At 71.7% G+C, this 13,183-nt stretch carries 9 protein-coding genes; 4 read left to right on the top strand and 5 right to left on the bottom strand.

All coding sequences use genetic code 11. From position 1 onward, the window contains the following. The first annotated feature begins 32 nt into the window (after nucleotides 1-32). Nucleotides 33-1,436 carry a cobyrinate a,c-diamide synthase gene (locus ADK66_RS06690; RefSeq protein WP_053653128.1) on the top strand — a complete coding sequence of 468 codons (1,404 nt, stop codon included), beginning with the start codon at nucleotides 33-35 and terminating at the stop codon, nucleotides 1,434-1,436. Between the two features lie 81 nt (nucleotides 1,437-1,517). Here ADK66_RS06690 and ADK66_RS06685 read toward each other — a convergent pair whose 3' ends face one another. Continuing rightward, on the bottom strand, nucleotides 1,518-3,650 hold the full coding sequence (locus ADK66_RS06685; protein ID WP_053653021.1) for a transglycosylase domain-containing protein: 2,133 nt from the start codon (nucleotides 3,648-3,650) through the stop codon (nucleotides 1,518-1,520). 122 nt (nucleotides 3,651-3,772) lie between these two features. On the opposite strand from ADK66_RS06685, the gene cobC reads away from it, so the two are divergent. From cobC to cobA, 3 genes are read left to right on the top strand one after another with little or no spacing between them, the layout of a single operon-like run. Beyond that, on the top strand, nucleotides 3,773-4,870 hold the full coding sequence (gene cobC / locus ADK66_RS06680) for an Rv2231c family pyridoxal phosphate-dependent protein CobC (RefSeq protein WP_053653020.1): 1,098 nt from the start codon (nucleotides 3,773-3,775) through the stop codon (nucleotides 4,868-4,870). Then, entirely contained in the window at nucleotides 4,870-6,003 is a 1,134-nt protein-coding gene (locus tag ADK66_RS06675; protein ID WP_053653019.1) for a nicotinate-nucleotide--dimethylbenzimidazole phosphoribosyltransferase, read from the top strand. The genes cobC and ADK66_RS06675 overlap by 1 nt, the downstream gene beginning before the upstream one ends. A 28-nt stretch (nucleotides 6,004-6,031) precedes the next feature. After that, complete coding sequence (cobA, locus tag ADK66_RS06670; RefSeq protein WP_053653018.1) at nucleotides 6,032-7,264, top strand: uroporphyrinogen-III C-methyltransferase; 1,233 nt, start codon at nucleotides 6,032-6,034, stop codon at nucleotides 7,262-7,264. Between the two features lie 32 nt (nucleotides 7,265-7,296). Here the strand turns inward: cobA and ADK66_RS06665 are convergent, their stop codons facing one another. The 4 genes from ADK66_RS06665 to ADK66_RS06650 all read right to left on the bottom strand — a co-directional run bounded on the left by ADK66_RS06665 (nucleotide 7,297) and on the right by ADK66_RS06650 (nucleotide 12,857). After that, nucleotides 7,297-7,878 carry a dihydrofolate reductase family protein gene (locus ADK66_RS06665; protein WP_053653017.1) on the bottom strand — a complete coding sequence of 194 codons (582 nt, stop codon included), beginning with the start codon at nucleotides 7,876-7,878 and terminating at the stop codon, nucleotides 7,297-7,299. Between the two features lie 66 nt (nucleotides 7,879-7,944). Beyond that, nucleotides 7,945-8,784 (bottom strand): helix-turn-helix domain-containing protein, encoded by an 840-nt coding sequence (locus tag ADK66_RS06660; RefSeq protein ID WP_231639934.1) that lies wholly within the window; start codon nucleotides 8,782-8,784, stop codon nucleotides 7,945-7,947. 69 nt (nucleotides 8,785-8,853) lie between these two features. Next, nucleotides 8,854-11,415, bottom strand: coding sequence for a trehalose-phosphatase (gene otsB / locus ADK66_RS06655; RefSeq protein WP_157552309.1), 2,562 nt, complete (start codon nucleotides 11,413-11,415; stop codon nucleotides 8,854-8,856). A 41-nt stretch (nucleotides 11,416-11,456) separates the two neighbouring features. After that, the gene (locus ADK66_RS06650; protein ID WP_053653015.1) at nucleotides 11,457-12,857 is read right to left on the bottom strand and encodes a trehalose-6-phosphate synthase; all 1,401 of its coding nucleotides are present in this window, start codon (nucleotides 12,855-12,857) and stop codon (nucleotides 11,457-11,459) included. Between the last annotated feature and the right edge of the window lie 326 nt (nucleotides 12,858-13,183).

Below are 13,183 nucleotides of genomic sequence, written 5' to 3'. Positions count from 1 at the left end.
GCGTACCCGCCGCCGCCCGCGAGGAGTCGATGATGACCGTCGTGCCGCGCCTGGTGCTCAGCGCGCCGTCCTCCGGCCACGGAAAGAACGCGCTGGCGATCGGGCTGCTCGCCGCCCTGGCCGAGCGGGGTGTCGACGTCGCCGGGTTCAAGCTCGGCCCGGACCAGGTCGACGCCGCGTACCTGGGCCTCGCCGCCGGTCGGCCGGGCCGGGTGATCGACCCCCGGCTTGTCGGTGCCGACCGGCTCGCCCCGCTCGTCGCGCACGGCGCAGCGGGCGCCGGGCTAGCCGTGGTGCAGGGCAGCATGGGCCTGTACGACTCGGTGGGTGGCCGCCCCGAGCAGGAGTCCACCGCCGCTGCGGCCGCCGCTCTGCGCAGCCCTGTGGTCCTGGTTGTCGACGTGGCCGCGATGGGGCAGTCGGTTGCCGCCCTCGTGCACGGTTTCCGCTCGTACGACGAGCAGTTGTGGCTCGGTGGGGTGATCCTCAACCGGGTGGCGTCGTCGCGGCACGAGGGGATGCTGCGCGAGGCGCTGGAGGACGTGGGGGTGCCCGTCTACGGGGCGCTGCGCCGCCATGACCTGCCGTCGGTGCTGCCGTCGCGGCGGCACGGGGTGGCCCCGGTCGTCGACGGGTCGGCCGACGCCACCCGTGCGGTCCGTCGTCTCGGCGAGGCGGTCGCCGCAACTGTCGACCTGGAACGGCTGCTCGGGCTGGCCCGTTCGGCGCCGCCGCTGCCGGCAACGGCGTGGTCGCCGCAGGAGGCGCTCGGCGAACTGGTCGTCCCGGCGCAGCGTCCGCTGGTGGCGGTCGCGGGTGGGCCGGGCGGCAGTTTCAGCCATCCGGAGACGGCCGAGCTGCTGCGGGCCGCCGGTGCCGAGGTCGTCGTTGTCGATCCGCTGCGCGACGAGACGCTGCCGGTCGGCACCCGCGCGCTTGTCGTCGGCGGCGCGCTGCCCGAGGCGTACGCCGAGCAGTTGTCAGCCAACCGGAGGCTCTGCATCGCGGTGGCCGAGTTGGCGCGTACCGGGCGGCCGGTGGTCGCCGAGGGCGCTGGCCTGCTCTGGTTGGCCCGGGAGTTGGACGGGCTGCCGATGTGCGGCGTGTTGGACGCTGTCGGTGTCAGCCGGGACGGTCTCGTGGTGGGCTACCGGGAGGCGACCGCCCAGACCGATAGTGTGGTCGCGGCGAAGGGCACGGTGGTTGTCGGCCACAAGGAGCACCGCGCGGTGCTCACCCCGCGCGCTGGTCAGCGGCCGGCGTGGAGCTGGGACGGTGGCACGCCGGAGGGGTTCGTCTGGCGCAACGTGCACGCCTCACAGCTCACCCTGCACTGGGCCGCGCATCCGGCGACCGCTGCCCGGCTGGTCGCCGCTGCCGCGAGCGAGCCGACGGCTGAGGCGGTGCCCGCCACCCCGGACGGCGTGCCCGCGTAACGCCGGGTTCCGGCACCCGCCGGTGCCGGGCAGCCGGCTGACCCGCCCGGATCCGCGCGGGTCAGCCGACTATCACGCCGGTCAGCCGACTATGGCGTCCGATGGTGGGGTGAACTGGCGGGTCGGTGTGCCCTTCAACCCGTCGCGCAGGGTTTCCGACACCGCCTTGATCGGGATCTGGGACTGCCCGTCACCGACGGCGTTGAATGGATTGTCCGGGTCGGAGATGAAGCTCGCCGCAGCCAGTTCCGGCGTGTAGCCGACGAACCAGGCCGACCGGGTGCTGTCGGTGGTGCCGGTCTTGCCGGCGACCGGGCGGCCGACCGTACCCCGGACGCTGTCGGCGGTGGACCAGCCGCCGCAGCTGCCGCGTGCCGGGGTGTCACCGGTGGGGCAGCGGGCGGCGTCGGTGGCGGCCCGGGCGGCGTCCGCGCTGACGACCTGCCGGCAGCGTGGCTTGGCCACCTCGCGATGGATACCGCCGGGGGTCGCGTACGTCGCCGGTGTCCCGTCCCGGTTCATGATCGCCTGTACGGGGATCGCCTCGCAGTAGCGGCCGTCGGCGGCGATGGCGGCGTACGCGTTCGCCATCTCCAGCGGGGTGGCGTCGGAGACGCCCAGGGTGAACGCGCCCCAGGACTTCGCCTTCTCGGGGGACGCGTGGTCCCTGTCGACGTCGGTGCGCCAGCGCAGCCCGAGTTGCTCCGCCAACCGGACCGCCCGGTCCGCGCCGACCTTCTCCTCCAGCCACACGAAGTACGTGTTGACGGACTTGCCGAAGCCGGACCACATGGTCTGCTGGCCGGTCATGGCGCCGCTGGCGTTGGAGGGCGACCAGCCGTCGTAGACCTCCGACCGGTAGCGGTAGGGCGCGTTGAATGAGGTGGACAGGGTCATTCCCGAGTCCAGCGCGGCAAGCATCGGGAACATCTTGAACGTCGACCCGGCCTGGTAGCCCGCCAGGTCACCGCCACCGAGCAGTGGTGCCACGGTGTTCGGGTAGTTGGCCTTCACCTTCGGCCCGGCCTCGGGGTTCGAGCTCTGTGGGTTCTCGTTCAGGTCCAGCGAGTACGTCCGGTTCACCGCCATTGCCTTGACCCGCCCGGTGCCCGGCTCGGAGACCACGATGCCGTTGGCGAACGGGCTGCCGGTGGCGGTCGTGGCACCGACGTTCTTCTCCGCCGCCTCCTGGACCTTCGGGTCGAGGCTGAGCACGATCCGGTAGCCGCCCCGGCGCAGGTTGTCCATCCGCTCCAGGCGGCTGGCGCCGAACGCGGGCTGGGAACTCCACCAGTTCTTCAGGTAGTCGCAGGCGAAGCCCCAACTGTTGTACTTCTCCGGGATCGCCGCGCAGTCGTGCGGCGGGGTGGTCAGCTTCAGTCGGATCGGCTCGGACTTGGCGGCGGCGGCCGAGTCGGGGGAGAGGTAGCCGAGTTGGCTCATCCTGTCCAGCACGTAGTTGCGCCGCCCGGTGGCCTCCTTCTGGTCGGAGTCGGCGGGGTCGTACTCGGATGGGGACTTGACCAGGCCGGCGAGGGTGGCCGCCTCGACGGGGGTGAGGTCCTTCGGGGTCTTGGAGAAGAAGATCTCGCTTGCCGCGTAGATGCCGTACGCCCGGTGACCGAAGTACGCCGAGTTCAGGTAGCGCTCCATGATCTGTTCTTTGCTCAGCTCCTTCTCCAGGTCCAGCGCCATCCGCATCTCCTTGACCTTGCGCAGGCTGGTCTGCTGGGTGGCTTCCTGGACCTCCTTGGGCGTTGTCGCGCTGTCCCGCAGGGCCATCCGGACGTACTGCATGGTGAGCGTGGAGGCACCCTGGGAGACTCCGCTGGAGCGGGCGTTGGACACGAAGGCGCGGGCCACGCCCTTCGGGTCGACGCCGTGGTGCTGGTAGAAGCGGGAGTCCTCGGCGGCGACGATCGCCTGCTGGATGTTCGGCGACATGTCCGACAGCTTCGTGTACTGCCGGTACTCCTCGTAGAACATGGTCAGTACGGTCTTGCCGTCCGGGGCGTAGAGGTAGGAGGTCTCGGCGGGCAGGGCGGTGGCCAGCAGCTTGGTCTTGTGCTCCACGGCGTGTGCGGTGGCCTTCGCGCCGAGCCCGGTCAGGGCGACGAGCGGGTACGCGGCGGCGGCGATCACGATGCCGGCGATGAGCCCGGCGCGCAGGAGAGGAACGAGTCGACCAGCGGCAGCAAGGGGTCGGTTGCTCACATGGCCAAGTTATGACATTTCAGAATCGAACATGAGAAAAACTCATAAACCAGCGGGGTGGTGATGTGCCTTACGCCGGGATCGATTGTCCCGCCGGCAGCCTTCCCGGCAGGATCGCGGGCATGCGTGATCAGCCGAGCGACGTACCGCCGGTCGCTGCGGCCGATCCGGCTGTGGCGCCCGAGCCGGATCTGGCACACCACGGGGACGCGGAGGTCGGCGTCGGCCTCATCGACCTCGCCGTCAACGTCCGCCAGGCGCCACCGCCTGCCTGGTTGGCCGAGCCGATCGCTGCCACCCTCACCGACCTGGCCCGCTACCCGGACCCGTCGGCGGCCCGGGGCGCCGTCGCCGCCCGGCACCGGCGTCCCCCGAACGAGGTACTGCTCACCGCCGGGGCCGCCGAGGGCTTCGTGCTCATCGCCCAGGCGCTGCGCGGCATCCGGCGACCGGTGGTCGTGCACCCCCAGTTCACCGAACCGGAGGCGGCGCTGCGGGCCGCCGGTCACACGGTCGAGCGGGTGCTGCTCGACCCGGCCGACGGCTTCCGGCTCGACGCCTCCCGGGTGCCCGCCGACGCCGACCTGGTGATGATCGGCAACCCGACCAATCCCACGTCGGTGCTGCACCCCGCCGAGACGGTGGCCGCGCTGGCCCGCCCGGGTCGGGTGCTCGTTGTCGACGAGGCGTTCGCCGACACCACAGGCGGGCACAGCGGCGAACCGGAGTCACTCGCCGAGCGGCGTGACCTGCCCGGCCTGCTCGTGGTGCGCAGCCTCACCAAGACCTGGGGGCTCGCCGGCCTGCGGATCGGCTATTTGCTCGGCGCCCCGGAGCTGCTGTCCCGGCTGGCCGCCGTCCAGCCGCTCTGGGCCGTCTCCACGCCCGCGCTGGCCGCCGCCGCGGCGTGCGCCACGCCCGTCGCCGTCCAGGCCGAGCGCGCGATCGCCGTCGACCTCGCCGCCGACCGCGACCACCTGGTGGCCCGCCTCGCCAGCATCCCCGGTGTACGCGTCGCAGGCCGCCCCGCCAGCGCGTTCGTGCTCGTGCACCTGCCCGGCGCGACGCGCGTCCGCGCGGCGCTGCGGGACCGGGGCTGGGCGGTCCGTCGCGGTGACACGTTCCCGGGTCTCGGCCCGGACTGGCTGCGCCTGGCGGTACGTGACCGAAACACCACCGACGCGTTCGTCGAGGTGCTGCGCGAGATCATGGAGGCATGATGTTGGAGACCACGATCGCGGCCATCGCGCCACTGGACGAGTCGGCAATGGCCGCCGCCCGGGAGATGCACGGCCGCCTGACCAAGCCGCCGGGCTCGCTGGGTGCGCTGGAAGACCTGTCGGTACGCCTCGCAGGGCTCGCCGGGGTCTGCCCACCGCCGTTGCCCGAGCCGGCCGCGGTAGCGATCTTCGCGGGGGACCACGGGGTGCACGCCCAGGGGGTGACCCCGTGGCCGCAGGAGGTCACCGGGCAGATGATCGGCAACTTCCTGGCCGGCGGTGCGGTCGTCAACGCGTTCGCCCGGCAGGCCGGCGCCTCGGTCACAGTTGTCGACGTAGGGGTCGCCAACCCGCTTGCCACCCCGGATGAGGTCCCCGACCCGGCCGCGAACGACCCAGCGACATCCGGCCTGCCTGTGCAGGACCCGGCCGTGCACGATCCGGCCACGCCCCGGCTTGTCGCCGCGTCGGTGCGCCGGGGCACCCGGGACTTCACGGTGACCGCCGCGCTCACCCGAGACGAGGCGCTGGCTGCGGTGTGCACCGGCATCCGGATCGCCGACGAGTTGATCGACGCCGGTGCCGGCATCCTGCTCACCGGCGACATGGGCATCGGCAACACCACCCCGGCGGCCGCGCTGATCGCCGCGTTCACAGGTGTCGACCCGGCCGACTCCACCGGTCGGGGCACCGGCGTCGACGACCCGACGTACGCCCGCAAGGTGGCTGTGGTGCGTGCCGCGCTTGCCCTGCACGAGCCCGACCCGGCTGACCCGCTGGGCGTGCTGGCCGCCGTCGGTGGCCTGGAGCACGCGGCACTGACCGGGCTGATCCTGGGTGCGGCGGCGCGCCGTACACCTGTGCTTCTGGACGGCGTGATCGCGGTTTCCGCCGCCCTCGCCGCCGCCGCGTTCGCGCCGAACGCGGTATTCGCCATGGTCGCCGGGCACCGCTCGGCCGAGCCGGGCGCCACGGTGGCACTGCGCAGCCTGGGCCTCGACCCGCTCATCGACCTGGGGCTGCGTCTCGGCGAGGGCACCGGGGCGCTGCTGGCGCTTCCGGTGGTCACCGGCGCGGTGCGGGTGCTGCACGAGGTGGCGACCTTCGACTCCGCAGGGGTGGCCGAGAAGTGACGACGCGCGTCCGGCTCGGAGGTGCGCTGTGAGCGCCAGCCCGTACCCCCTCGGTCTGCGGCTCGACGGGCGGCGGGTGGTAGTGGTGGGCGGCGGCGCGGTCGCCACCCGGCGCGTCCCGGCGCTGCTGGACGCCGGTGCGGACGTCCTGCTCGTGGCACCGGAGCTGACCCCGGCGCTGCGCGCGCACGTCGACGCGGGGCGGCTGCGCTGGGTGCCGCGCCGGTTCGCGCCCGACGACCTGGACGGGGCGTGGCTGGTCCAGGTAGCGATCGACGACCCCCTCGCCGCGGCGTCGGTGAGCGCCGCCGCCGCCGAGCGGCGGATCTTCTGCGTCCGGGCCGACGACCGCACGGCGGCCACCGCCTGGACCCCGGCGGTGACCCGGCACGGCCCGGTCACCGTGGCGGTGCTCGGCGGCGGCGACCCGCGACGGGCAATGAGTGTCCGAGACGCGATCCGCAACCTCCTCGGTGCAAGGAAGGGCCCCCTGTTAACGCCTGCGGTAGAGGAAGGGGCCCTTCCTAACGCGGGCGGCGGACGGGTGGCACTGGTCGGGGCCGGCCCCGGTGACCCAGAGTTGATCACCGTGAAGGGCTGGCGGCTGCTCACCGAGGCCGACGTGGTCGTCGCAGACCGGCTGGTGCCCGGGCTGCTCCTGGACGAGCTACGCCCCGATGTCGAGCTGGTGGACGCCTCGAAGATCCCCTACGGCCCGTCCCGGGCACAGGAGGAGATCAACCAGATCCTGGTCGACCGTGCCCTGGCTGGCGCCTTCGTGGTGCGGCTCAAGGGCGGCGACCCGTACGTCTTCGGCCGGGGCGGCGAAGAGCTGCTTGCCTGCGCGGCGGCCGGCGTGCCGGTGACCGTCGTGCCGGGAGTGACCAGCTCGATCGCCGCCCCTGCGGCGGCCGGGATTCCGGTCACCCACCGGGGGGTGGCGCACGAGTTCACTGTGGTCTCCGGCCACCTGGCACCCGACTCGCCGGCGTCGCTTGTGCGGTGGGACGCCCTGGCGGGCCTGCGCGGCACCTTGGTGATCCTGATGGGGCTGAAGAACCTCGCTGCCATCACTGCAACCCTCATCGCGCACGGCCGACCGCCGCAGACGCCGGCAGCCGTCGTCCAGGAGGCCACCACGGGCGCCCAGCGGGTGCTGCGCTCGACGCTCGACACGGTGGCCGCCGACGCGGTGGCGGCCGACGTCCGCCCGCCAGCCGTCGTGGTGGTCGGCGACGTGGTGGGTGCCCTGGACGGGTGACGCAGGGACCTCTTCGCGCTCCACTGCGATTGTTAACGGCGCACCTGATAGCGCAGGTGAAGCACCCGGTTGCCCTGGATCACCACGTCGGGATCCTCCAACAGGCGCTGCGCGTCGACCGACCCGAAGTAGCGCTTCCCGGCCCCGAACACGACGGGTACGACGTCCATACGCACCTCGTCGGCCAGGCCTGCGGCAAGCACCTGGCCACCGACGTCGCCAGCGGCGACCTCGACGATGCGGTCACCCGCAAGCTCCTGCGCCTTGGCCACTGCTGCCTCGACACCGTCGACGAAGTGGAACGGCGCCTCGGGGTCCCAGCCCTCGGGCGCGGGCCGGTGCGTCACGACGACCACATGGTCGATCCCGCCCGGAGGCTTCCCGTCCCAGCCGTCGGTCATGTCGAAGACGCGGCGGCCCACGACTGTCACCCCGATCTGGTCCCAGTACGGCCGTGTGTAGTCGTAGGACGTCTGCGACACCTTCAGCTCGCCGCTGGAGTCCAACGGGACGTCACCGCTGGTCAACCAGTCGAACAGCGGCCCGGGCTGGTCATTCTCGTCCGCGACGAAGCCGTCCACCGACACCGAGCTGTACAGGACCACACTGCCCACGCCGCTCTCCTCTGCCTTCGGTTTCCCCCAAATTAGCGGGCCGTGGGCTCTGCCTCTTGTAAGAAATCAATCGAGCGGCAACGGCCAACCATCCAGCACGTGGCCGGGATGTTCGCGCAGGAACCGCCGCCGGACTTCGAGGTACCGGGTCGGCGTGAGCCCGGTGAACGCCCGGAACTCGTGGCCGAAGTGGGCTTGGTCGAAATAGCCGGCGCCACCGGCGAGGCCGCCCCAGTCGACACGCTCGGCGGGGTCGATCGTGAACACGGTGGCGGCGAAGCGGTAGGTGCGGGCCAGCCGCTTCGGCGTGACGCCGATGAGCTCCTTGAACCGCTGTGCCAGATGACTGCTGCTGATGCCGGCTGCCGCGCTCAGGTCGCCGATCACCACCCCACCGCTGGCCGCCGCGATGACGCTGCTGGTGCGGCGGACCAGCCCCAGGCCGGTGGTCTCGCACAGCCGTCGCATCAGCTCCTCCTCAAGCAGCGTCAGCATCTCGTGCGGTCCGGCCGCCGTGGCCAGCCGGTCCCGCAGCTCTGCAACGGCGGGCCGGCCCCAGACCTGCTCAACCGTCACCGGCCGGTCACACAGCTCGGCAGCCGGCATCGGCAGGAACGGCGCCAACCCCCACGGCTTGATGTGTACGCCGACGGACCGGGTCCGGGGTGGGTAGCCGAACTCCAGCGCGCGGGTGGGCGTGGTGACCACGCAGCCGTCGGCGTACTCGGCGGTCTCGATGTCGGTGCCGGCGCGGATGCGGAACGGCGCCCCGAGGTTGACGATGAGCAACGCCGCAGGCATCGCCGGCAGCGTCAGCCGGGCGTACGGCGACGCGCCCTCCAGGTAGTACAGGTCGTCGATCAGCCCGTCCAGCGGCGGTCGCGGCACTCGGGACACGTACTCCACGGCCACAGCATCGCAGACGAACGGGCCGGAGCAACGCTGCTCCGGCCCGTCGACGAACTGACTATTCGGCTACTGCTTGAGCATGTTGTCCAGCAGCAGGGCGCAGCGGATCAGCCCCAGGTGGCTGTACGCCTGCGGGTGGTTGCCCAGGCCCCGCTCGGCGAGCGGGTCGTACTGCTCGGGGAGCAGCCCTGTCGGGCCGGCCGTGAGCACCATCTGCGCGAACAGTTCCTCGGCGTCGGTGCGGCGACCGGTGCGCAGGTACGCTTCGATCAGCCACGCCGTGCAGATGTGGAAGCCACCCTCACGGCCGGGCAGGCCGTCGTCCCAGTGGTAGCGGTAGACGACCGGACCGCTGCGCAGGTCCGCCTCGATCCGCAGGACTGTGGACAGGAAACGCGGGTCGTCACCCGGGAGCAGGCCGGAGAGCCCGATCCAGAGCGACGAGGCGTCCATGTCCTCGTCGCCGTAGGCGACGCTGTACGCCTCCACGTCGGAGTGCCAGCCGTGCTCCAGCACGTTGGCGCCGATCCGGTCGCGCAGGTCCGTCCACTCCGGCCGGTCCTCGCCGCCGTGCTGGCGCATCACGTGCAGCGCCCGGTCGACTGTCATCCAGCACATCACCTTGGAGAAGACGTGGTGCCGGGGTGGGAGCCGAGCCTCCCAGATGCCGTGGTCGGGCTCGTGCCAGCGGCGGCGGACCGCCTCGACCATGTTCTCCAGGACCCGCCACTCGTCGTCACGCACCGAACCGCGGGCGTCGGCGACGGCCGCGATGAGGTCGGCGATCGGGCCGAAGACGTCCAGTTGCAGCTGGTGGTTGGCGAGGTTGCCGACCCGGACCGGCCTGGAGCCGGCGTACCCGGGCAGCGTGTCGATGACCGCCTCGGCACCCAGCTCGTAGCCGTCGATCGTGTAGAGCGGGTGCAGCCGCTCCGGGTGACCGCCGGTGCGTTCGATGCAGCCGTCGACCCAGCGCAGCAGCGCTTCGGCCTCCTCGATGGAGCCGAGGTCGACAAGCGCGCGGGCGGTGAGCGCCGCGTCCCGCAGCCAGCAGTAGCGGTAGTCCCAGTTGCGGACGCCGCCCAGCTCCTCGGGGAGCGAGGTGGTGGCCGCGGCCAGGATCGAGCCGGTCGCCTCGTGGCAGAGCCCTCGCAGCGTGAGGGCGCTGCGGGCGACCAGGTCGCGGGCGGTGGACGGCAGCCGCAGCGAGGCCACCCAGTCCTTCCACGGCTGCTCGGCGGCGGCCTGCCGCTCGTGGACCGGCACCCGGTGGTGGTCCAGGCTGTTCGTGCCGAAGCGAAGCTCCAGCACGATCTGCCCGCCAGCGGCGGAGAGGTCGACGACCGCCTTGGCGGTCTCGTAGCCGCCGTCGTTCGTGACGTCCCACTCCACCCCGGGGGAGTAGAGGGCGATCGGCTCGTTCGAGCCGAGCACCAGGAGGCCGTCGCCGAGCGGTTGCAACTGCACGGCGACCTGACCGAATTCGGGTCGCGGCGCGAAGTCCAGCCGGACCCGGCCGCTGCCGGTCAACACCCGGACGAGTGTCGAGTCACCGGTGATCACCGCGGCGCCGTCCGGGATGGTCTCCCTGGTCGGCTTGTCCAGCCAGTCGGTGACGGTGAGCCCGGACCACCGGGTCTCCACTGTCATCGTGCCGGAGCGGTAGCGCTGGCCCAGCGGAATACCGCCGCGTTCCGGGGCGACGCTGAAGTGGCCGGCGGGGCTGCCGCCGACCAGGTCGGCGAAGATCGCCGCCGAGTCCGGCTTGGGGTGGCAGAGCCAGCTGACCTTGGCCTCGGGGGTGAGCAGCGCGACGGTACGGCCGTTGGCCAGCATGGAGTGCCGTTCGATGGGCACCGCCCGCTCGCCGAACAGCCAGTGCCTGCGGGTCTCCAGCAGCAGCCCGAGCGCGCGGGCCGCCTCGATCGGCTCGGCCACCCGGTAGTCGGCCTGCGTCTCGCCGGGACCGATCTTGATGCCGAGGTCCGGCCCGTGCAGGTTGCTGAACGCGTTCTCGTCGGTGACGTCGTCGCCGATGAAGAGCACCGCGCTTGCCGCGAGCTGGGTCCGGAGCTGGTCGATCGCGGTGCCCTTGTGGGTGGCCACCACGGACAGCTCGATGACCTCCTTGCCTTGCGTGACCGTGACGCCGTCGAAGGTCGCCGGGCCGTTCAGGGCCGCTTCGATTGCCGAGGCGGCGACCTGCGGGTCGACTCCCCGGGTGTGCATGGCGACGCTTGCCGGCTTGCGTTCCAGCCGGATGCCGGGGTGCTCGGCGGCGATCTCCCGCAGCGCGTTGCGCACCTGTTGGCGGACCGCCACCAGCTCGGGGGAGAGCCGCTCGACGAAGCCGATGTCGAACTCGGAGCCGTGGCTGCCGACGAGGTGCACCTCGCTGGGCAGCCGGGAGAGCGCGGCCAGATCGCGCAGCGCCCGGCCCGAGACCACCGCCACTGTGGTCTGCGGCAGCGCGGCGAGCGCGCGGATCGCGGCCACGGCCTCGGGCAGCGGTACGGCGGTGCTCGGATCCTCGACGATCGGCGCGATCGTGCCGTCGTAGTCGCAGGCGATGAGGAGTTGGGGAACCCGGGCGATCCGGCCGATGGCGGATCGCAGTTCCGGGTCCATCACTGCGGCGGCGATCGCCGCTCCGTCGGTGACGGACGTGTTCACGCGGCCTCCGCCTCGGACACTCCGAGTTCGGAGAGGAAAGACTTGGCCCAGTGCCCCACGTCGTGGGTGCGCAGGTGGCGTTGCATTGTCCGCATCCGGCGGCGTGCCTCGGTTTTCTCCACGTGCACTGCCCGGAGCAGGGCGTCCTTGACCGCGTCCGGGTCGTGCGGGTTACACAAAAAGGCCTGACGCAGCTCTGTTGCGGCGCCGGCGAATTCACTGAGCACGAGCGCGCCACCCTGGTCGGCGCGCGATGCGACGTACTCCTTGGCCACCAGATTCATTCCGTCTCGCAGCGGGGTCACCATCATCACGTCGGCAGCGACGTACATCGCGGCCAGTTCACTGCGACTGTACGACTGATGCAGATAATGCACCGCCGGCACGCCGACCCGGCCGAATTCGCCATTAATCCGACCAACCTCGCGCTCAACCTTGACTCGAAGTGCCTGGTAGTGCTCGACGCGCTCGCGGCTCGGCGTGGCCACCTGCACCATAACCGCATCCGGAACTGTCAACTTTCCGTCAGCAAGCAGTTCGCGGAAGGCCTTCAGGCGCAACTCGATGCCCTTGGTGTAGTCGAGCCGGTCCACACCCAGGATGATCGTCTTCGGGTCGCCCAGTTCGGCGCGGATCTGCTTGGCCCGGGCCTGGATCGCCGGGTCCTCGGCAAGCCGCTCCATCTCCTTGGTGTCGATCGAGATGGGGAACGCGCCCGCCTTCACCTGCCGGCCGTCGACCTGGATCATCTGGCCCTCGTAGCGCAGGCCGAGCAGGTGCCGGGCCAGCCGGACGAAGTTCTGCGCGGCCAGCCGCTGCTGGAAGCCGACCAGGTCGGAGCCGAGCAGGCCGCGCAGGATCTCCGTACGGAACGGCATCTGCATGAACAGCTCGATCGGCGGGAACGGGATGTGCAGGAAGAAGCCGATCCGCAGGTCCGGTCGCAGCTCACGCAGCATCGCCGGGACCAGCTGGAGCTGGTAGTCCTGCACCCAGACCGTCGCACCCTCGGCCGCCACGTCCGCCGCGGCCTCCGCGAACCGGGCGTTTACCAGGCGGTACGCCTCCCGCCAGCGACGCTTGTAAGCGGGTGTCTCGACAGCGTCGTGGTAGAGCGGCCAGATCGTCGCGTTGGACTGGCCCTCGTAGTAGCGCTCCAACTCCTCGGCGCTCAGCGGCACCGGGTGCAGTCGGATGCCCTCCAGGTCGAACGGCTCGGGGGCGGCGCCGGTGCCACCGGCCCACCCGACCCAGGTGCCCTGGTGTTCGGCGAGCACGGGATGCAGCGCGGTGACCAGCCCGCCGGGGCTGCGTCGCCACTGCCGTCCCTCGGGTGTGCTCACCTCGTCGACCGGCAGACGGTTCGCCACTACGACAAAGGAGCTACGGACGGTCACGATCGGCCACCTCCGGGTACTGACGGGTCCACCGCGATGAGAGTACTGAGCGTAGCTGCGGTGTCTGGGCCCCCGTGCCGGAGTCTCCTACCCGCTCACGCTTCGCCGAATCCTCAAGGTGATCTTGTCGACAACAGGCAGGTCCAGAGGCCTGACGAGCGGCTCGCGGCAGTCGGCAGCAGGTCCGGTCGGCGGCGCGCCGCGTACCCCGGAGGCGGGGTGATGTGGGCGAAGCGCGCCGTACCTGTCAGGATTGAGGGTGGCGTGCGCGTGGCCGGCTCCCGGCCGGCGGCGGCGGGTGGAGATTCGAGCCCGCGCCGCGCCGC

This window comes from Micromonospora sp. NRRL B-16802, assembly GCF_001279555.1.
Lineage (GTDB): Bacteria > Actinomycetota > Actinomycetes > Mycobacteriales > Micromonosporaceae > Micromonospora > Micromonospora profundi.
The sequence above is the reverse complement of the archived record's forward strand: the minus strand, read 5'-3'. Positions and strand labels throughout refer to the sequence as shown.